Source organism: Laspinema olomoucense D3b, from assembly GCF_025370785.1.
Taxonomy (GTDB): Bacteria; Cyanobacteriota; Cyanobacteriia; order Cyanobacteriales; family Laspinemataceae; genus Laspinema; species Laspinema olomoucense.
In genome coordinates this window covers 208,183-228,603 of record NZ_JAMXFA010000007.1, presented here as the reverse complement: position 1 = coordinate 228,603, position 20,421 = coordinate 208,183, and the positions used below count along the sequence as shown (strand labels likewise).

Annotated in this window: 15 protein-coding genes; 7 read left to right on the top strand and 8 right to left on the bottom strand. The window is 48.8% G+C overall.

Translation table 11 applies throughout. From position 1 onward, the window contains the following. Window positions 1-370 precede the first annotated feature (370 nt). Entirely contained in the window at window positions 371-5,011 is a 4,641-nt protein-coding gene (locus NG792_RS07505; RefSeq protein WP_261234991.1) for a PAS domain S-box protein, read from the bottom strand. Window positions 5,012-5,577: 566 nt separating this feature from the next. Between NG792_RS07505 and NG792_RS07500 the strand changes: the two genes are divergently transcribed. Next, window positions 5,578-7,500 (top strand): hypothetical protein, encoded by a 1,923-nt coding sequence (locus NG792_RS07500; RefSeq protein ID WP_261234990.1) that lies wholly within the window; start codon window positions 5,578-5,580, stop codon window positions 7,498-7,500. A gap of 141 nt (window positions 7,501-7,641) precedes the next feature. Here NG792_RS07500 and NG792_RS07495 read toward each other — a convergent pair whose 3' ends face one another. The 6 genes from NG792_RS07495 to NG792_RS07470 form a co-directional block, all read right to left on the bottom strand. Further along, window positions 7,642-8,028 (bottom strand): hypothetical protein, encoded by a 387-nt coding sequence (locus NG792_RS07495; RefSeq protein WP_261196737.1) that lies wholly within the window; start codon window positions 8,026-8,028, stop codon window positions 7,642-7,644. Window positions 8,029-8,064: 36 nt separating this feature from the next. Continuing rightward, window positions 8,065-9,195 carry a glycosyltransferase family 4 protein gene (locus NG792_RS07490; RefSeq protein ID WP_261234989.1) on the bottom strand — a complete coding sequence of 377 codons (1,131 nt, stop codon included), beginning with the start codon at window positions 9,193-9,195 and terminating at the stop codon, window positions 8,065-8,067. A 37-nt stretch (window positions 9,196-9,232) separates the two neighbouring features. Beyond that, window positions 9,233-10,501, bottom strand: a complete 1,269-nt coding sequence (locus NG792_RS07485; protein WP_261234988.1) for a BaiN/RdsA family NAD(P)/FAD-dependent oxidoreductase — start codon at window positions 10,499-10,501, stop codon at window positions 9,233-9,235. 213 nt (window positions 10,502-10,714) lie between these two features. Next, complete coding sequence (locus tag NG792_RS07480) at window positions 10,715-11,590, bottom strand: SDR family oxidoreductase (RefSeq protein ID WP_261234987.1); 876 nt, start codon at window positions 11,588-11,590, stop codon at window positions 10,715-10,717. Between the two features lie 24 nt (window positions 11,591-11,614). Then, the gene (gene rd / locus NG792_RS07475; protein WP_261196732.1) at window positions 11,615-11,779 is read right to left on the bottom strand and encodes a rubredoxin; all 165 of its coding nucleotides are present in this window, start codon (window positions 11,777-11,779) and stop codon (window positions 11,615-11,617) included. A 351-nt stretch (window positions 11,780-12,130) separates the two neighbouring features. Further along, window positions 12,131-12,898 (bottom strand): ChaB family protein, encoded by a 768-nt coding sequence (locus NG792_RS07470; protein ID WP_261234986.1) that lies wholly within the window; start codon window positions 12,896-12,898, stop codon window positions 12,131-12,133. A 296-nt stretch (window positions 12,899-13,194) separates the two neighbouring features. Here NG792_RS07470 and NG792_RS07465 point away from each other — a divergent pair, with 296 nt between their 5' ends. The 5 genes from NG792_RS07465 (at window position 13,195) to NG792_RS07445 (ending at window position 18,359) form a co-directional block, all read left to right on the top strand. Beyond that, window positions 13,195-13,674: a DUF4112 domain-containing protein gene (locus tag NG792_RS07465; protein ID WP_261234985.1), complete on the top strand. Its 480-nt coding sequence runs from the start codon at window positions 13,195-13,197 to the stop codon at window positions 13,672-13,674. Window positions 13,675-13,961: 287 nt separating this feature from the next. Beyond that, window positions 13,962-15,026 (top strand): vWA domain-containing protein, encoded by a 1,065-nt coding sequence (locus NG792_RS07460; RefSeq protein ID WP_261234984.1) that lies wholly within the window; start codon window positions 13,962-13,964, stop codon window positions 15,024-15,026. Between the two features lie 263 nt (window positions 15,027-15,289). Then, entirely contained in the window at window positions 15,290-17,548 is a 2,259-nt protein-coding gene (locus tag NG792_RS07455) for a heavy metal translocating P-type ATPase (protein ID WP_261234995.1), read from the top strand. A gap of 53 nt (window positions 17,549-17,601) precedes the next feature. After that, entirely contained in the window at window positions 17,602-17,868 is a 267-nt protein-coding gene (locus tag NG792_RS07450) for a hypothetical protein (protein ID WP_261234983.1), read from the top strand. Between the two features lie 203 nt (window positions 17,869-18,071). After that, a complete protein-coding gene (locus NG792_RS07445) occupies window positions 18,072-18,359 on the top strand; it encodes a PepSY domain-containing protein (RefSeq protein ID WP_261234982.1) in 288 nt (95 codons plus the stop codon). A 138-nt stretch (window positions 18,360-18,497) separates the two neighbouring features. Here NG792_RS07445 and NG792_RS07440 read toward each other — a convergent pair whose 3' ends face one another. Beyond that, on the bottom strand, window positions 18,498-18,680 hold the full coding sequence (locus tag NG792_RS07440; protein ID WP_261234981.1) for a hypothetical protein: 183 nt from the start codon (window positions 18,678-18,680) through the stop codon (window positions 18,498-18,500). Between the two features lie 101 nt (window positions 18,681-18,781). On the opposite strand from NG792_RS07440, the gene NG792_RS07435 reads away from it, so the two are divergent. Beyond that, window positions 18,782-20,341, top strand: a complete 1,560-nt coding sequence (locus NG792_RS07435) for a TolC family protein (RefSeq protein ID WP_261234980.1) — start codon at window positions 18,782-18,784, stop codon at window positions 20,339-20,341. Window positions 20,342-20,421 lie beyond the last annotated feature (80 nt).

The following is a 20,421-nucleotide window of genomic DNA, read 5'->3' as shown; positions in this document are numbered from 1 at the left end:
TTTTCCTGTCTTTTGTGTTCGAGCAATACTCCTACAACCCTTGTACGGTAAGCTTTTTGCTTCTTTTCAGCAAGCCCTATATTAGCACGACATGGCCAGTTTTTATTAGGTAATTTTTAAAAATGCTTGGTCTCATATATTACTAAGAATTTGGGAACTGACTAGGCAATGAGTGAATTGTCTGTCCCTATGAACAAAAGCCTGAACCGACTGAATTCGTTACTACGAACAGGAGGAAATGACTTCAGTCGTTACTACAAACCCGGTAAAACTACTGATAGTTTGAACGAAATTTCATGGATTAGCCCGCGCAGGAGGGGCTCTGTTTGTGTAGCCCCAGCCTTTAGGCTGCGGGGCCAATGAAATTAGGTTAATTTTTCCTCTGGGCAATGGGGATTTCGATGATAAATTCGCTACCTTTGCCCGGTTCGGTGATGCAGTCTAAACTACCGTTATGTTTGTCTACGACAATTTGATAGCTGATAGCTAATCCGAGTCCGGTGCCTTTGCCGACGGGTTTGGTGGTGAAGAAGGGGTCAAAGAGGCGGGCTTTGATTTGTTCAGTCATGCCGGGTCCGTTGTCGGCGATGTGGATGATGGCCCGATCGCCTCGAACTTCGGTGCTAATCCGAATGGTGGGCAAGGTTTCTGATGGGTGGCTTTCTAAGGCATCGATCGCATTGTTAATAATGTTCATCAGCACTTGATTCATCTGAGACGCATAACACTCAATTAAGGGCAATTCCCCATACTCTTTGATGAGTTCTATGCTATGGCGATCGCCTTTGGTTTTGAAGCGATTTTGCAAAATTAATAGGGTATTTTCTATCCCTTCATGGATGTCTACTGCTTTCATATCCGCTTCGTCTAGGCGGGAGAAGTTGCGTAAACTTAAGACAATTTTGCGGATGCGATCGGTGCCCATTCTCATCGAGGCGAGAATTTTAGGCAGATCTTCGGTAATATAGTCTAATTCTAGGTCGGAAATTGCCTCTTGCAGTTCTGCCTCGGGGGTGGGATAGGTTTCCTGATACAGGTTAATGATACTCAACAAATCATCTGTATAGTTGCTCAAGTGAGTGAGGTTGCCGTGAATAAAGTTCACCGGATTATTGATTTCGTGGGCGACTCCGGCGACTAATTGGCCTAAACTGGACATTTTTTCCGTCTGGATCAGTTGGGATTGGGTTTGTTGTAACTCCTCTAAGGTATTCTGTAATTGTTCGGCTTGTTTTTGGGCTTCGCGGGCGCTATCTTGGGCTTGGCGGTATAAGTCAGCTTGGTACAGGGCGATCGCCAATCGTTCGGCAACGGCTTGCAACAGTTCTACTTCCCATTCGTTCCAATTTCGGGCTTGGTAGTGGCTTCCGCAAACCAGGCAACCGATATCTCCCGAAGCGGTTTGAATGCTAACAATGACAACGGCGCGATACCCCCACACTGTATAAAGGGATTGGACCTCTGGATCGGAGTCATCGCCCAACTCATCGCACTGAATCAGTTCAGTGTTAGCAATTTTAACTTCCACGGGAGTCCCCTGAACGGGATAGCGCCCGATGCGACTGTGGAGTTCAGGGTTTTTTACTTCCGTGACGATTTCCCAGAAAGGGGGGGTACTACAGCAGCGATACCATATAAAACTACAGCGATCCAGTGCCAATAACTGATATAGCTGTTGAACTACTGTTTCCAGGATAGTATTCACGTCTAGGGAGTTGCGAATATCACTAGAAATCCGGTTGATCAGGGATTCTCGATTGGCGAGTTGTCGGGATTCGGCTTCGGATTGGCGCAGGGCTTTTTCAGCTTGTTTGCGATCGCTCACATCGACGCCAATCCCCCAGCCGGACCAACCGGAAATCGGAAATTGCTTAGAAATATTAGACCAAGCAATGGTTTTAATTGTGCCATCTTTGGCCGTGAGATCCAGTTCCCAGTTTCGGTAATGATTGTCTAATTCAACCATTTCAGTCAGCATCGCTGCTCTTTCTTCCGGAATGGGATACAACATTTCCACCACCTGGGGATTGCCGACGATTTCATCGACACTATATCCGGTGACTCGTTCACATTCCCGGTTCCAGGCGGCAAATAGTCCCTCGGCATTGAAGGCATTCATCATCACGGGCATATTATCTAGGATGCCGCGCAGGGATTCTTCTCGCTGTTTGAGGGCAGTTTCTGCCTCTTTGAGGGCGGTGATATTTTGAGCGACTAACATTCCGGCAAAGATTTCCCCATTAGTATGGGTAACCGGCAGTAGGTGGACCAAATAAATTCTCTCGCGAAAGGGTAGTTCAAAGACTGCTATCTCACCAGCAAAGGCGGCTCGATAGATGGGTTCTAAGATGGCAACGGTTTCCGGGGGCCAGAATTCCCAGAGGGTTTTGCCTTCCATTTCGGTTTTAGAAAAGCCGATTTCGTCTAATTCCCGTCCATCTACCAAGGTATAGCGCAAGTCTTGATCAAACAGACAGATGCCACCATTGGGGAAGTTGCGGGCGATCGCCCGATAGAGTTCTTCACTGCGGCGCAGGGCTTCTTCGGCTGTCTGACTTGAGGTGATATCATGGGCGGTACCGATGAGTTTAATCAGTTCACCCTCGTCGTTAAAAATCGGTTGGCCTTTGGAGGAGATAAATTTGATAGAACCATCGGGAAACAGCATTCGGTGTTTACGTTCATAAGGTTGCTGTTGGGCGATCGCCTCTTCAATCAAAGTTTTGAGGGATTCACGGTCCTCGGGATGCACCAGTTGCAAAAATTCCTGATACGTTAGTCCTAATTCGGGCTGCTCAACCTGATAAATCCGTAAGAGTTCATCGGACCAATCCACGTGATAGGTGATCAAATCGAATTCCCAGGACCCGATATGAGCCACTTGTTGAGCTTGAGCCAATTGCAAGGCGTTACGCCGCAGGGCTTCTTCCGTTTGTTTGCGATCGGTGATATCCCGGATGATGGTGGAAAAATATTCCAAGATGCCGTTTTCGGACCGATGGCTCATAATCACCTGTAAAACCGGCATTTCCTGACCATCATGAGCCAGAAAAAGGGTTTCACCGCTCCAAACCCCGGCTTGGGTTGCGGTGGGCAAGGCTTCATTAAAGATGAAGGACTGGCAGGATTGTGGCATAAATTCTGAGATATGGTGGGTTGTGATATCATCACTTTCGGCTAACCCCACCAAGCGCCGCCCTGTCTGGTTGAGGTAGAGAACGCCTCCTTTTGCATCGGAAATCCCTACGAAATCCGGGGTTGCTTCCAAAATTGTGATCAGTCGTTCCCGTTCTTTTTCGGCTTCTTTGCGATCGGTGATGTCGGTGACAATTCCATCCATGCGGATCGCTTGACCGTTAGCATCATAAATCAGCCGAGTCCGCGCTTGGATGGTGCGAATGCTGCCATCGGTGCGGATGATGCGATATTCAACTTCGCTGCTGCCGGTTTCCATCACTTCTGCATTGTAGCGCTCAACCAGATGGCCATCTTCTGGGTGAACCATCTCTTGCCAAATCAGCGGATTTTCATAGAACTCTTGGAGAGGACGCCCGTAGAGGGTTTCGGTGGCGGGGTTCAAAAATAGCGGCTCGAAGGTATGGGGATTAATGGACCAGACCATATCATCGAGGGAGTTGAGGATGCTGTTGAGGCGGGATTGGCTTTCCTGGAGTGCTGCTTCGGCATCTTGGCGATCGGTCACGTCCCGCAAGGCGATCACGGCACCTAGCTTGTTCCCGGAAGCATCAATGATCGGTTGACCACTGCCGAGGAGGGTGCGGCGTTTCTGATGTTTCGGCGCGATCACCATTTCTTCATTTTTAACGGTTTCGCCGCCAAGGGCGCGAAACAGGGGAATCTCTTCAAAGGGCATCGGGGTCCCGTCGGGCCGATAGATACTGTAATGGTCGGCCCACTGTTCCGGGGGGATGGGATATTCCGGCAATCCATGAAACTCTTTCGTGGCCCGATTGAACAGGGTTAAAATGCCGTTGGCATCACAAGCGACTATGCCATCGGCGAGGTTATTGAGCATGGCATTGAGGAATTCCCGTTCTTTCTGTAAGGCTGCCTCTGCCTGGGTCCGGGAGGTGATTTCTCCTTGTAACTGCGCGATCGCCTTTTGGAGTTCAGCGGTGCGATCGGCGACTCGGCTTTCTAGGTCTTCATTGGCCTGTTTGAGGGCTTCTTCCATCTGTTTGCGATCGCTGATATCGGCCAGGGCTCCCACAAACCCAGTGATTTCTCCCCTGTCTCCGATTTGGATCACCGCTTGGACCATGACCCAGGTGACCACCCCATCTTTACGGAGCATTCGGCATTCCATGCGAAATTCCCCGGGGTTTTGGACGAATTGGGACCACTGAGCAAAGACGAAGGAGCTATCTTCAGGATGAATCGCCCGGGTCCATCCATACCCCCTTGCTTCTTGGGGGGAGAGTCCGGCAATTTCACACCATTTTTGATTGACATAGAGGGCTTTTCCTTCGGTATCGGTTTGGAAGATGCCGATGGGGGAGAGGGAGGCGATCGCTTGATACCGGCGCAGACGTTCTTGTAGCGATTGGATGCTGTGGTGGTTGTGCGGGGTTGGCGGCGGTTCTAAGTTGGGGCGATCGCGAGGGTCTGGGATTTTTCGACCCAACCCATACATCACCCCCTCTTCTGTGGACTGGCTGATTTCCCACTCAACCCACTGATAAGCGCCATCTTTCTGAAGATAGCGATTTTGAAAACTCACCCGCTCAATTTCCTCAGATAGAGTGGCAATTTCCCCAGCAGTTTGCTCTCGGTCTTCTGGATGCACCCCTACAATAAAGGGGCGATTCACCAGGTCTTCTGGAGTCAAACCGAGGGTTTGTTCCCATGCGGGATTAACCTCTTGAAAATTCCCCTCTAACCCCAGTAGACAGAGTAAATCCGGCGATCGGCTAAAAAATCCCATATAATGGGCTGGATTGCCTAAATTTGATCGCTTTTTTGAGGGTTTCTTTTGAGGTTGGGTGGGCATAGATTATGGGCTGTCACTAGGGTTTGAATTGAGGGGTTTTTCTAGGGATTAGAGGGGGACCTTTTCCCTGGGTTTGGAGTTTTTGGGGTCAAAAATTAGTCTATCCTTTTTTTCCCTTCTCTGCGGGAATCGGGGTTTATAGGGCTGCCTACTGGGATGAAACGTACATTTTGGCAGTGTTCTGTGCTTGGCGATGCCCTCTAGCTTCACATCGGGCTTCTGGGAGTGCGTTGCCCACGGCCTGTGGCTGGTACAGTTACATCGAGCTTCGTTATATTTCTAGCTGGCACTCGGGTAAACCTCATGAGTCCAGGAAGCTTTATAGCAAAGGTTTTTGGAACCCTGTGCTGTGGATCTGAGGGTTTTAATCGAGTCGGGTCTTAGGCATCAGTTCTATCTACGAGGGGCAGAACATGAAAGGCATTTATGATCGGGGAGGAAATCGGCTTTCTGGGCATCCCCTGCACAGAAAAACGGGAAATGGGGTGATTTGAGCCAACTCTACCCTTTCCCCTTTAAAATAGGCACAGACTTGTCCCTCGTTGATCATTTATTTTAAAATTAAAATGCGTTATTGGGTCGTTAATCTATGTCTGGCGATCGCACTGAATGCTTGCGCGACTCTTCCCTCGAAAAACCCTACCATTGAATCCCGAGAACAGCTCAACCAATGGACCAACGCACAAAAAGAAGAACTGCGGGAAAGAAGCACCCAGACGCAACGCCTTTCTCCCTATTCCAGTTTAGATGAAACTGAGGTGCAATTTCAACGGCGCAGTTTATTAATCAGACAAAGAATTGCCCGTCAAAATCTCGAAGAACGCGATCGCTGGTGGCGCAGAAACAAGATTGGCGACCCTCATAAATACTTGCTGCCTATTATTTTAGCCCGCCTGAGTTTGCCGGAGGATTACGCAGCCCAACCTAATTGGGATATGTTACTCAAATTGGAGCGCGATCGCCCGGACTTGTATCATTTCCGCAGTATGCTGGATGTTCGCATTTTCTTCCTGCATCGCAACGGTCTCCCGGACCCGGTAAAGGCATCTTACCAAAGTATGTTACTCAGCCCTCGGGTAGAGGAGTGGAATGAAGGGGGTACGGAAAATCATGGGTTTATGCAACGGGTATCGGGTTTGGCCCTGATGGATGGCAGCGGGTTTCCGGTGGAACTCCCCCATGTGGCGGAAACTAATGAGGCTTGGTTGCGATCGCAGCTTGATAAGTTTCTCACAATTGGTCAGGGCGAATTTCATTCCTCGATCTATTATGGCTACAGCATCGCTGGCTTACTAAATTTATATGATTTTGCGAAAACTCCCGAACTACGCGAACTGGCGACTGCCTTATTGGACTGGTATGCCACGAATATGGCTTTGCGCCTGAGTTGGGGAACCTCGGGCGGGGCGGAAAGTCGCGGGTTTGATCGCAATACTTGGAATAATGGATTGAGTGCGGTAGCCTGGATCTGGTGGGGAACTCCGAATCGCACGGATGATCAGGCGATCGCCGATGGAATGCAGCTCAATTTTGCTAGACTGGCCCTGGCCCCGAGTCTGAGTTCCTATCGTCCTCCGGAACATTTACGGGCCCTTGCTCTCAAGCAAGTTCCCCTCCCGTTCTCGGTCCAAGCCAGTCATCCAGTCTATTACAGCTACCATGCTGACAATCACCTCTGGGAAACCTTTTACGTCACCCCTGATTATACGGTGGGTACTTTGTTAGAAGGCTCTCGCGACTATCAAGTAGAAGGTACAATCCGGGCGCAGTATGCCACCTATAAACTCGTGATCCGCGACCCTAACGGGGTGAATAATCCCGTAGTCAGTCTGGGAGGAACCTATCATTCGCCAATGGCAACGGGAAAAACCCCCGGGGACCAATATCTGCAAGAACGAAGTGCGGTCATTTATCAGCAAATTCTCACTGAGTCCGACTTGAAGGCAGGAGTCCCGGCGCAGTCGCACTTGGTCTTACCGATGGGGTATGGAGAACCCCGCAGACATGAAAATTGGTATATCTGGCGCATTCAAGAAACTTGGGTTGTAGCCCGGGTCTGGGGAGATGACATTGCCTTAAAAATCCCGGTTGATGAGAAACACGCGGCTTATCAAGCCTTAGCTGCCAAGGGCCGTAAAACAGCCTGGATCGTCGATGTGGCGAGGGTTGCAGAGTATCCCACTTTTGATAGTTTGATTCGCTCCTTGGACCGAACTGAAGTGAGGGATGCCGCTTGGGAAACTGAGGGGAGGTTAGAGTATAAAAGTGTTGCCGGGGACGAACTTACCATGACCTACAAACCCCAGGGTGCGATCGCGATCGCCACCATTAATGGGAAACCCCGTCAACTGGAAAATTGGCCGGTATTAGAGGGTCCCTATGTTCGGCAACCCCTCAATGGTGGATTCTTAGAAGTTAAGGAACCGCAACTGGGCATTTGGCGGTTGCGGACCACCCCAACGGGACCCCAATGGGAAGCGACACCCTAAACGCTATCACCACTCCATCCATTTAAGCTCACTTCCGGTCCCCTCCCCTTGCCAAGGGGAGGGAACCGGAGGTGCAGTTAATAAAAAACCAAATCACCATGAGCGTAAAAAACCTACCGTTGTAAGCCCCCATCGCCCCCTTCACTTCGATTCCTCGATCACCTTAGCCGATACCTCGATCGCATCAATGTCAATGGTCCCCGGGGGGGTCAACCGCACGAAATGATCCCCTTCTCCCATCAGGGGTTCCCCACAACTGGGACATTGAAGTTGGGTCTGATTCAGTCCCGTGACTTCATAACTGCACACCGGACACTGATCCACAATCAGGTTCCGACTCAACCACCACCGCAAGCCAAAAAACCCAATCACCGGCAGCAGGGTGACTGCCACGATTAAGATTAAAATCGACTTCACGACCCATCCCAACCCGATCGAAATCAACACCCACACGATAAACACCGGCATCAACCATCGACTCAGGTCCGATAGGTTCAGCAGCAAGGATTTGTAACTGTTTTGATTCACAATTGACTCCCACAGAAAATCGCCAATACCTCTATCCTAATCACTAAACTCTATCAGTTGTTTGACGCGCTGGGTAAAGGCATCCGTACCAAACCCCCATATCGTTTCCTGGCGCAACCAGTCCCCATCACAGCGTCGGTCCTCTCCTCGCAACATTTCAATGCAGGCAGCCGCAACCGCCTGGGGGTCCCGATGTGGCACTTGCCAGCCCAGTTTTCCATCCTGCAACGGGTCCGCTGACCCATCGGCATCTCCAGACAGCACAGGTTTTCCACAAGCCATTGCCTCTAGGTAAACAATGCCAAATCCCTCCTGAGAGGGCATAATATAGGCATCGGCGACCCGATAGTGACGGGCTAATTCCTCCGTGGGGACAAACCCCGCAAACACCACGCGATCGCTCACCCCCAACTCCTGCGCCAATCCCTGCAACCTCGGTTGATCATCCCCCCGACCAATCACCAAATACTTGACATCCGGCTGGGCTTGTGCTATCTGTGGTAATGCCCGAATCGTCACATCTACCCCCTTATAGATATCCCCAGACCACAGGCGCGCCACTGTCATCAACACCTTACAGCCCTGTAACCCATAGCGTTCAAGCAACTCCGGCGGTTTCGGACCCGGGGTAAACTGCTTTTCATCCACCGCACAAGGCAGTAACTCAAAGCGACTGGGTTGTAATCCATTCGCCTCACAAGCGCGATCGCGACTGTATCGGCTAATCGTCCATAACCGACTCGCCTGTTGTAATCCCCGTTGTGCCATCCCCGGCAAAGGTTCCCACACCTCCTTCCCATAGGTCAAAACCGTATAAGGAATCCCCAACGGTTGACAGAGAACTTGTACCAACGGCACCAAATTAATATGACCACAAAACACCCGCCTCGGACGGTGCAAAACAAGCTGCTTCCCCAACCCCCCAGCCAACTTCGCCCGTCCCCACATCGGCGGCAAGGTTTTAAAATACTGAAATCGGAACCCCGGATTCCCCTCCAACAGATTCTCACAATCCGGACTATCCCGCAACAACAACACCTGTGCCACCCTCCCTTGACAGGACGCCCAATCCCCATAAACCGTCAAAATATCCTTCACATAAGATTGAATCCCACCCTCCCGGGAAAAAATCTCCAAAAACACAAAAATATCCTTCTGTTCCCTCATCCCCAAAACCTCCGTGAAAATCAGTGAAATCAGTGGTTCAACTCCCCAAAGACTGCGCTGCTAACCAGCTAGTCGTCCAAGCACTTTGAAAATTGAACCCTCCCGTCACCCCATCAATATCAAGCACTTCCCCCGCAAAATATAACCCCGGACAACAACGACTCTCCATCGTCTTAAAATTCACCTCTTTCAGGGAAACCCCGCCACAGGTGACAAATTCCTCTTTAAACACCCCTTTGCCCGTGATTTGATACTTACCTCGGGTGATCTCTTCTACAACCTGATTGATAGCTTTTTTAGAAATTTCCGCCCATCGAGTTTCGCTATCCAGTCCCGCTGCTTCTAGCAACCGTTCCCACAAGCGGCGAGGAATCGGAAAGGGACAACTCGTCACAACTGCCTTTCTGGGTAACTGTGATTTCACCGCTTGTAACTGTTCTCGCAACAGTTCCGGATTATACTGCGGTAACCAATCAATCGTTAAAGTCGCCCGATACTGGTGGTTATATAAATATCGGGCACCCCATGCCGAAAGTTTCAGAATCGCCGGACCACTCAGACCCCAATGGGTGATCAGAAGGGGTCCGGTTTGGGTCAATTTAGCATCTCGTAATTGGACTCGCGCCATTTTCACGGCAACCCCCGCTAAATCCTGGAAGCGCGGGTCAGTGACATTAAAGGTAAACAGGGAAGGAACGGGTTGTTCTATTGTATGTCCCAGGGATTGGGCAATTTTATACCCCTGGGGATTGCTACCCGTTGCCAACAGCAGGCGATCGCAACTCAAGGTTTCCCCAGACTTCAAGACAATCTCAAATCCCCCGCCGCTCTCACCTTCCGAGGGAGACAGGCAACGCACCTCCACCACCGAAACCCCAGTCCGCAGTCTCACCCCTGATTCTCGTACCTGCTGCATCAAACAGTGGATAATGGTTTCCGAATCATCCGTGGTGGGGAACATCCGCCCATCTTCCTCAGTTTTCAGCTTCACCCCCCGACTTTCAAACCAGTTCACCGTATCCTGCACCTGAAACCGTGAAAATGTCCCACGCAGCGCTTTACCCCCTCGGGGATAATGGGTCACCAACATCTCAGGATCAAAGCAAGCGTGAGTCACATTGCATCGTCCCCCCCCGGAAATTTTCACCTTCGCCAGGGGTTGCCGTCCCGCTTCTAAAATTGTCACTTCAGTCTGTGCATGGTTTTGAGCGCAATTAATCGCCCCAAAAAAACCTGCTGCACCCCCACCAATCACAACCACCTTCACTGGGCGATCGTTCACCACCGTAAATCCTTGCATTGCCATTAAAAAATTCTATTATCCCATAGACTGTCCTCTTTTTCCAGCGGTTCACTCCCGCAGACCCAACCTTGAGAAGTACCCCCGTTCAAAAACCCGGTTTCTAGCCCTCTACCCAGTTCAGAAAGCGGGTTTCTTCACAAATTTCTGATAATTAGCAATAAATTAAGGTCAAAAACCCAGTTTCTTGTTTTAATCTCTTACCCCCAATTAAACTCATTAAACCTGTCCCCGTAACGCTAACAACTCGGAGCGCAGCGGTAACGGATTATACCCCAAACTAAAGGCTTTAGAACTATCCAAAGACACATCTGGCGGTCTGGGGGCGGACATTTTTACATCTTGTTGCCGACAAGGTTTAATCTGCCCCTGGTTAACCTCCAATACTTCAATCACTTGCTCAAAAAAACCATATCGCGAAACTCGCTCTTTTCCTCCTAAATGCAGCAACTTCTCATCCTGTTCCAAGGCTAATAATAACCCTTGGGCAGCAGTTTTTCCGCTCACCGGCGTCCGAAATTCATCGGTAAATAAGGCTAATTCTTGCCCTGATCGCAAGGTTTGTAACATCGGCTGGAGGAAACTCTGGGCAGCGGGTCCGCCGTCACCAAACATCAGCGGCATTCGACAAACAATCGTTTGCGGATTGCGATCGCGCATTTCTATCTCCGCCTGCACCTTTTGTTCTCCATACCGACTCACCGGACAAACGGCATCGGTTTCAGAATAAGGCGGATTGAACCCATCAAAGACTAAATCCGTAGAAGTAAAAATACAGGGAATTTCAGCATCTCCACATAATCCCGCCAGATGACTCGAAGCCGTGACATTAATCTTGTAGGATTCCTGGGGATAGGTTTGACAAACATTCGGCTGAGATTGAGCTGCTGCATGAATCACTGCATCAGGACGAACTTCATCAAAAAGGGATTTTAAGGCGTGAAAATCCCTTAAATCAACCGGCATCAACTGACAACCGGGAATAGTTATTTCATGAGAACAATAGGTTCCCCAAACCTCCCAGCCTAATTGAGCCACCTGACAGAGATTCCAGCCCAAAAATCCACTCGATCCAGTAATTAAAAGTTTTTTCATGAACCCGAAAAAGTTTCTCTTTATTTACTCTGCACTGGGTTCAAAATCCTCTTTATGTACCCCGCACACCGGACAAACCCAATCCTCGGGGATATCTTCAAACGCCGTTCCCGGGGAAATTCCCGACTCCGGGTCTCCCTCCTCGGGATTATAAACATAGCCGCAAGTATTACAGCGATATTGTTGCATGGTTTTCTCCTCTTGATGATATTCGGTTGATCTGATGGAATCATATAAACCGAAAGTTCTCTCAATTCATTAGAAAAATTTAACAAAGTCTCTGCCTTAAATTCCAGCAATGCCTATGACGAAGGGCGCACAAGAGTGCGCCCTTCGAGGTTGTTCCCGGAATAAAACAGGGACAAGAAACGGGATTCCTGTCCCTGTTTTATGACTCATTGCCCCAGATTTTTTTAAGAAATCCGGTTTCTAAGCGATAGGGTCCCGACCCCCTCGGGTTTCCGCTATAGATTCGCCTAAAAATTGCCAATTATTAGACCGACTGTGCAAAAATTGAATCATTAAAACGGTGGTGATATCCTAGACAGTAACCTTGGATTTAGACCACACTCCATTTTCATCTTCTTCATACTCTTGATGAATGGTCTCCCATGCAGCTTGTTCAGCTTTCATAGCATCGGCAGTTTCGGTGAGAACCGCATTATATCGTTGAATAAAAGTGGTTTGAGCATCCGGAGATAGATGGGTGCGGACTTCCGGTGATAAATCTTCTGGACTGTTGCAGGACCCAGCACAAGGACGAGGTAAAGTCATGGTATTAATGGCAATTTCTTGTCCTCCGGCACTTTCGAGAAGCAGTTGAATTTCGCCAGATTTTCCTTCAGGAACCTCAGCCATAACAAGAAATTCCCCAGCTTCTAAACGAGTTTGATAAACGGCTGCTTTTTCTTCCGGCATTCCCAAGGCAACGAAAAGGGAAACTAATCCAGCGCCTGCACTTCCGGCGATCGCCCCGGATGCTGCCCCTAATAACACCGCAGAGAGGGGTCCAGCCGCTACCACGGGACCGAGAAAGGGAATAAATAACACGCCCACGCCGGTGAGTAAGCTCAAAAATGAACCAAACAGAGACCCGAAGATCGCCCCGCTTCTGAGCCCTCCTAAAATCACATCTTTTTTAGTAATAAATCCGGTGATGCGAGTATTGGATTGAAAATTTTTCCCCATCACAGAAATATGGTCCTGGGGAATCCCGCGATCGATGAGACGGCGGATTGCACTATCAATTTGCTGTTGTTCTTGAAAAATAGCAGAAACAGTGCGTTGTGGTTTATAGACTTCAGACATTTTTAAGTTCCTTATCAGGTTTTCTATGGGCTGATTCACCACTTGGAGGATAGCAAAATACCCCCTGCCGTTGTAATCTACCGAGAGGGTGATCCTGTGGGATTGAGCGATCGCCGGACCTATTCTCCTCTGGCTCATTCCTGGGTAAAACCGCTATATTTCTATACAAAATAGCCACAGTCACCACAACCCGATCCTCGGGGGATTTCTTCCTAGGCGGCGATCGCGCAACTCAGTCGCCCCTTTCTTCCGTCATAATTGGAAATTAGTTACCGACCCCCTATTGACCCTCGCCCATGATTACTCCAACGGACCGAAAACTCAAGACCCTCAAACGCCTCCGCAGCCTCAGTCATCTCCTCGATAGCGCCATTCGCATCCCCGGAACCCCCTTTCGCTTTGGACTCGACCCCATCCTCGGACTCCTGCCAGCAGGGGGGGATATTGCCGGTGCGTTACTCTCCGCTTACATTATATTCAGCGCTGCCCAGTTGGGAGTCCCCCGGAACAGTTTAGTGCAAATGGTTTCCAACATTCTCCTAGAAACTCTGATTGGAACCGTCCCAATTGTTGGAGATGTATTTGATGCCACCTGGAAAGCCAATGTCCGCAATATGGAACTGTTGGAAACTCACTTAGATGCCCCCACCTCAGACAAAAAAGCTGACACTTTATTTATTGTGCTGCTGTTGGGTGGGTTAATGGTTGCCGTCTTGGCGATCGTGGGTGTTGGCATCTGGATCCTCAGCTCAATCATTAGCGCCCTCCTCCAGTAGGCAGATTTTTCTATTGAAAATGAGGGAAAAAGACCCGACCTAACCCTACAAAAACCAAAGATTTATGTCTAGTAAATCCTGCATTAATTCTGCCAATTATCTTGGGCCTAACTCAGGGAGTAAAGAGTGTTGACAAAAACATCAACATAAAATATCATGAGACTATAAGGGTGGAAAAATCGGGTAAAGACACAGCCAAATCTGGTCTTTACCCCAAACAAATTTTTCCCCCAAACGGCTATCCCCTCACCTATAAATCCCACTCAACGACTATAGGAGAAACCCGAATGAGCGTTAAAACCATTGATGTTATTTTCAGTTTTGACACAACGGGCAGTATGTACCCTTGCCTCACCCAAGTTCGCCGGAACCTCAAACAAAGCATCACCCGATTGCTGGATGAAATCCCCGGTATTCGCATTGGAATCATTGCCCACGGTGACTACTGCGACGAGGGCAAAACCTACGTTACAAAACACTTAGACTTATCAGGAGATGCGGATAAAATTTGCGACTTTGTGCAAAATGTGGAAGCAACTGGAGGGGGAGACGCACCGGAATGTTATGAATTAGTTTTACATGAAGCTCAATCTTTGTCCTGGAGTTCAGCTAGTACCAAATCCCTAGTTTTAATTGGGGATGATATTCCCCATGCACCGGCTCAAAATCCTCAAAAATTGAACTGGCGCAAGGAAGTGGATAAATTAGCTGAAATGGGAATTCCCGTTTATGGCGTACAAGCCCTCAATCGCTCCCATGCCACGCTTTTCTATAAAGAGTTAGCGGAAAAATCTGGGGGATTTCATATTAATTTAGACCAGTTTGCCTATATTACAGACCTATTTTTAGCAGTTTGTTATCAGCAATCTTCTGATGATCAACTGCAAGCTTATGAAGCCGAAGTCACCGAACAGGGTCGGATGAGTCGCGGGTTAAACAAAATGTTTAATACCATGCTCAATCGGGAAGGAAAATTATATGATGAATCGGCAGATTTGCGGGCGGTGACTCCGGGGCGATTTCAAGTGTTGGATATTGATAAAAATTGCGCCATCAAAGATTTTGTAATTGAAAATGGGCTAACTTTCCAACGGGGGCGGGGATTTTATGAGTTTACAAAAACTGAAACGATTCAAGGGAAGAAAGAAATTATTTTGATGGATCGGGCGACGGGGGATTTGTTTGAAGGAGAATCTGCCCGAGAAATGTTAGGATTACCTCCGGGGGAAACTGTGCGAATTAAACCAGCTAATTTAGAGAAGTATCTCGTTTTTGTGCAAAGTACCTCTTCTAATCGCAAATTGCTGGGGGGTACGAAGTTCCTCTATGAAGTTGCCGATTGGGATCGGTAGCAATTTCTGTTTGTCTGAGGGACAAGAAACCGGGTTTTTGCCATAATTTTGGGAAATTAGCCCAAATTTGTGTAAGGAACCCGGTTTCTAACCTTTGAGGCAGACTTAAAACTATCCAGATCACTACAGAAGTCGTGACGTTGAACATGGGGCACGGGTAAAATGTGAAGTTTTGTTACGGTGGATGGACTCTCCAGTTGAGGGGAAGGTTTATGCTGAAGTCAGAAAGCTTAAGCAACCCTTGTAACGAGAGAGTTGGAATGATGGAAACGGTTAATTTGAGATTAAAAGGGATGGGTTGTGCCTCTTGTGCAACCCGAATCGAAGAGGCGATCCAAGGTGTTCCCGGTGTGGAAGAATGCAGCGTCAACTTTAGTGCGGAACAAGCGCGAGTGAAGTATAATCCCCGAAAGACGGAACTCGATCGCATCCAAACTGCTGTCTCTGAGGCGGGATATACCGCTGAACCGCTGCAAGAATTGGGGATGCGGGACATCGATGCGGAACAACAATCCCGACAAGCGGAACAACAAGAATTACAACGCAAGGTAATTTTTGGGGGAATTATTAGCACGATTTTGGTGGTGGGTTCCCTACCGATGATGACGGGAATTTCGTTGCCCTTTATTCCTGATTGGTTGCACCATCCTTGGGTGCAATTGGCGTTAACAACTCCGGTTTTTATCTGGTGTGGCAAATCCTTTTTTGTGGGAGCCTGGAAATCATTTAAACATCATCATGCGGATATGAATACCCTGGTGGCGTTGGGAACGGGTTCTGCTTATCTCTATTCTTTGCTTGTGTCAATTTTCCCTAATTTTTTTACAATCCAAGGGGTGATGCCGGAAGTTTATTATGAAACTGCCGCAGTGATTATCAGTTTAATTTTGCTGGGATTGTTGTTTGAAAATAGAGCAAAAGGGCAAACTTCGGAAGCGATTAGAAAATTAATGGGATTGCAGGCGAAAACTGCGCGGGTGATTCGCCAGGGTCAAGAAATTGATATTCCCATTCAAGAGGTGGGAGTCGGGGATGTGATTTTAGTCCGTCCCGGGGAAAAAATTCCGGTGGATGGGACGGTTTTGGAGGGTTCTTCCTTAATTGATGAGTCAATGGTTACGGGAGAATCGGTTCCGGTGAAGAAAGAAACCGGGGATGAAGTGATTGGTGCAACGATGAATAAAACGGGTAGTTTTAAGTTAAAAGCGTTGCGGGTGGGTAAGGATACGGTGTTGGCACAAATTGTCAAGTTGGTGCAAGATGCACAGGGGAGTAAAGCGCCCATTCAACGGTTAGCCGATCGCGTGACTGGATTCTTTGTTCCGGTGGTAATTGCCATTGCGATCGCCACTTTTGTAATCTGGTTTGCCATCATGGGAAATCTCACCCTTGCTATTATTACTACTGTGGGTGTTTTAATTATTGCCTGTCCTTGTGCCCTCGGTTTAGCAACACCCACCTCTATCATGGTGGGAACGGGAAAAGGGGCGGAAAACGGCATTTTAATCAAAAGTGCTGACAGTTTAGAACTTGCTCATAAAATCCAAACCATTGTTTTAGATAAAACTGGCACTTTAACCCAAGGTAAACCCACGGTAACCGATTATATCACCGTTGGCGGTACGGCTCATAGTAATGAGATTAAATTGTTACGATTAGCCGCAGCAGTAGAAAGTAATTCTGAGCATCCTTTAGCCGAGGCAGTGGTGGAATATGCCAAAGCCCAAGGGGTAGAAATGCCGCTGCCAGGGGTTACGAATTTTGAAGCCGTGGCAGGCATGGGAGTTCAGGCGATCGTCAGCAATCGCCTAGTTCAAATTGGTACTCGCCGCTGGATGCAGGAATTGGGGATAGATACCAAATCATTACAAACCTATCAAGAAAATTGGGAATCTGAAGCCAAAACTAGCCCTTGGATTGCCGTCGATGGACAAATTGAAGGTGTCTTGGGAATAGCGGATGCTTTAAAACCTTCTTCCGCTACAGCAATTCGAGGATTGCGCCGCTTGGGATTAGAGGTGGTAATGTTAACGGGAGATAATCTAAAAACTGCCCAAGCGATTGCTCAGGAAGTGGGTATTAATCGAGTTTTTGCGGAAGTTCGTCCCGGGCAAAAAGCGGAGAAAATCAAGGAATTACAAGCTGAAGGTAAAATTGTGGCAATGGTGGGCGATGGGATTAATGATGCCCCTGCCTTGGCTCAAGCTGATGTCGGAATTGCCATCGGGACGGGAACTGATGTGGCGATCGCTGCCAGTGATATTACCCTCATTTCTGGTGATTTGCAAAGCATTGTCACAGCGATTCAACTCAGTAAAGCCACGATTCAAAATATCCGCCAAAACCTCTTCTTTGCCTTTATTTACAATACGGCTAGTATTCCGATTGCGGCGGGCATTCTGTATCCCTTTACCGGATGGTTACTCAATCCCATCCTCGCCGGTGCAGCAATGGCAATGAGTTCGGTTTCCGTCGTCACCAATGCCTTACGCTTACGCAAGTTTAACGCCCATCATTCCTAGGTGAAATAGTCGCCAATTCAATCTGTAAACTCTCTTGACAAAAGGCGAAATCTATGTTAAGTAAACTCCAAATTTGGATACCTTTACTGGCAGTTGCAACAGTCTTGGCAACGGGGACAACAGCAAGAGTCCAAGCCATGCCAGAAATGCCTGGACACCAAACAAACCCCTCCCCGGGATTGCAAAAAATTGAACAACCCTTACCCGTAAAAGCTGGGGTGATTGTAGGAGGTGTTAGCTTAATAGGATTAGAACTCTGGTGGTTTTTATTCAGTAAAAAGAAAACCCAAGGGGCAAGCGAAGACAACGAAAGTTCCTAATCCTGAATCAATCTTGCGATCGCATCTTCCCTCTGGACACGGAATCCCCGTGTCCTTTCTGCTCTTAACCCCAAACCCTACCTTAATCCTTTACAATAATATCTTCTAAGTCGTTCCCTCACTGTAGTAACGACTTGCTGGCATTCCCTCGGATGTTCAAAGTTACCACTTGCTGTCCTTCCCTACCCTGTCCCTATCCAATCATGCCGATCAATAAAGTCCGATTACGGAAACTGCACCGAATCCTGGCCCCGATCGCCATTTTACCCCTGCTCTTGACCGCCACCACCGGAATCTTGTATCAAATCGCTGTAGTTAGCGGGAACCGCACCCCATTTACGGGGTTGCTCGACCTCCATCAGGGTATATTTGGGCCCGTAAACTTAGCCCCGGTTTATCCCCTTTTAAACGGATTGGGATTAATCACCCTTGCCGTTAGCGGAATTATAATGTGGTTTCAAACTCGTCCAAAAGGACAAAACCGAGGCTAAAAAAATCAGCATCATCCCTTAAAATGCTCAACCCAATATTAGGAGAGGAAAACTTATAGACATCAACCCAACTTAATCACCCCGAAAACCCGATTAACACCTGATAAAAAACTAAAAATTAAAACAACTGCATTTGAATCACCGAAAAAACTCCGCTAAAATTAAACCTGCAACACAGGAGCCGCATTGTGCGTCAATCACCGGAATATCAGTAGCGGATGGGCAAGCAAAGCCACTGATCTTTGCCCGGGCAGCCTTGATCCCCAGGTAGCGATCGCCGTAGCGAATTCTAATCCGGTGCATCTCCAGCCCTTTAGTCATGTAGATGAGATTTCATCGCAAAGATCGCGATCTGCTATACCTTAAAAAGTGTTGGCCTGAACCTGGAAGTATTGTTAAATTGCACGCCGAATCAAAAACTTATGGGAACTTTTCGATATCTGATGACTGTGGGTATGGGAACGCTAATCGCCTTAAGCGATATCGGCGCGAGTCTTGGACAGAGTGAGGCATCAGGCGATCGCCTCCCCAGTTCCGCCCCAGAAACCGCCCCTCCCTCCGGGGAAACCCAGGGCAGAACTGCCCCCAGAGCGGGTTTACAAGCCCAAGGGGTAACCCCTACCGTAGAAAACGTGCCGGAGTACCTGACTCCTAACCCTAACCCCCTCCAGTTTCCGACGGAATCCGATGAAGTTGAGATTGTCGGCACTCAACCCTTGACCTTAGAACAGGCCCTGCAAATTGCTGAACAGAACAGCCAGCAACTGCAAGAAGCCCTCTTAACCGTGGACCGAAATCGCGCCGCCTTACAAGAAGCTCGTGCCGCCTTGTATCCCACCTTGGGCGTGCAATCGAGCCTATCGCGATCCAACTCCACCGGGGCAGATTTAGCCAATCAGCGACAAAGACAACAGTTAGGAGACAATGCCCCACCCCCAGAAGGCGGCAGCACCAGCTTAGATGGAGGAGTGGAACTCACCTACAACCTGTACAATTCCGGGCGGCGATCGGGTCAAATTGGCTTAGCCGAAACCCAGCTACTCGTCAGTGAATTAGACCTAGAGCGGGTGCTTGCCGACTTGCGCTTAGAGGTTCGAGAAGCTTATTACAACCTGCAAGAAGCCGATGACCAAATTGAAATTAGCCTCTCTGCGGTGGACAGTTCTGAACAGAGCTTACGAGATGCCGAAGCCTTGGAACGAGCCGGATTGGGCACCAGGTTTGACGTGCTCAGAGCTAGGGTCCAGTTAGCCGATGCCGCCCAATCCCTCACCCAGGCGCAGGCACAGCAGCGCATCCGTCGCCGGGAAATTGCGCGGATTTTAAACGTTTCGCAAGTTGTGGATATTTCCGCTGCCGAACCTGTGGAAATTTCGGGACTGTGGAATTTATCCCTGGAAGAGAGCATCGTCCTGGCGTTGAGAAATCGAGCCGAGTTAGAGCAGTTGTTGTTACAGCGGGATCTCACGGATTATCAGCGTCAGATTGCCTTGTCTGCCCTGGGTCCTCAAGTCAATTTGTTTGCCAACTATAACGTGGTGGAAGTCTTTGGAGATGACTTGGATTTGGCTGATGGCTACAACTTAGGGGGTAGGGTGCAGTGGAATTTATATGATGGGGGGGCCGCTAGAGCGCGAGCGGTTCAAGAGGAGCGGAATATTGAGATTGCGGAAACGCGATTTGGGCAGTTTCGCAACCAAGTCCGCCTACAGGTGGAGCAAGCCTTTTTCAACTTGCGATCGAACTTTGAGAATATCCAAACCTCGAATATTGCTGTGGATCAGGCGCGGGAAAGTTTGCGTCTGGCGCGGTTGCGGTTTCAAGCCGGGGTAGGGACTCAGACAGACGTGCTGACGGCGGAAACGGAACTGACGCGTGCTCAGAATAACCGCCTACGGGCGATCGTTACCTATAATCGGGCATTAGCGGCGATGGAACGGGCGATCGGGAATGTGAATGAGGGGCTGATTTCTACGCCCTAAGTTCGCGGAAGGGGCAACCTGGATTTGAAATCTCGGGGCAATTGGTGAATTGCCCCTACAGGATGGGGGCAGTCTTTACA

What these genes read in the sequence shown, in the direction of transcription:
- NG792_RS07505 (WP_261234991.1), bottom strand. Translation starts at nt 5,011, where the DNA reads ATGCCCACCCAACCTCAAAAGAAACCCTCAAAAAAGCGATCAAATTTA.
- NG792_RS07500 (WP_261234990.1), top strand. Translation starts at nt 5,578, where the DNA reads ATGCGTTATTGGGTCGTTAATCTATGTCTGGCGATCGCACTGAATGCT.
- NG792_RS07490 (WP_261234989.1), bottom strand. Translation starts at nt 9,195, where the DNA reads ATGAGGGAACAGAAGGATATTTTTGTGTTTTTGGAGATTTTTTCCCGG.
- NG792_RS07485 (WP_261234988.1), bottom strand. Translation starts at nt 10,501, where the DNA reads ATGGCAATGCAAGGATTTACGGTGGTGAACGATCGCCCAGTGAAGGTG.
- NG792_RS07480 (WP_261234987.1), bottom strand. Translation starts at nt 11,590, where the DNA reads ATGAAAAAACTTTTAATTACTGGATCGAGTGGATTTTTGGGCTGGAAT.
- rd (WP_261196732.1), bottom strand. Translation starts at nt 11,779, where the DNA reads ATGCAACAATATCGCTGTAATACTTGCGGCTATGTTTATAATCCCGAG.
- NG792_RS07470 (WP_261234986.1), bottom strand. Translation starts at nt 12,898, where the DNA reads ATGTCTGAAGTCTATAAACCACAACGCACTGTTTCTGCTATTTTTCAA.
- NG792_RS07465 (WP_261234985.1), top strand. Translation starts at nt 13,195, where the DNA reads ATGATTACTCCAACGGACCGAAAACTCAAGACCCTCAAACGCCTCCGC.
- NG792_RS07460 (WP_261234984.1), top strand. Translation starts at nt 13,962, where the DNA reads ATGAGCGTTAAAACCATTGATGTTATTTTCAGTTTTGACACAACGGGC.
- NG792_RS07455 (WP_261234995.1), top strand. Translation starts at nt 15,290, where the DNA reads ATGGAAACGGTTAATTTGAGATTAAAAGGGATGGGTTGTGCCTCTTGT.
- NG792_RS07450 (WP_261234983.1), top strand. Translation starts at nt 17,602, where the DNA reads ATGTTAAGTAAACTCCAAATTTGGATACCTTTACTGGCAGTTGCAACA.
- NG792_RS07445 (WP_261234982.1), top strand. Translation starts at nt 18,072, where the DNA reads ATGCCGATCAATAAAGTCCGATTACGGAAACTGCACCGAATCCTGGCC.
- NG792_RS07440 (WP_261234981.1), bottom strand. Translation starts at nt 18,680, where the DNA reads ATGACTAAAGGGCTGGAGATGCACCGGATTAGAATTCGCTACGGCGAT.
- NG792_RS07435 (WP_261234980.1), top strand. Translation starts at nt 18,782, where the DNA reads ATGGGAACTTTTCGATATCTGATGACTGTGGGTATGGGAACGCTAATC.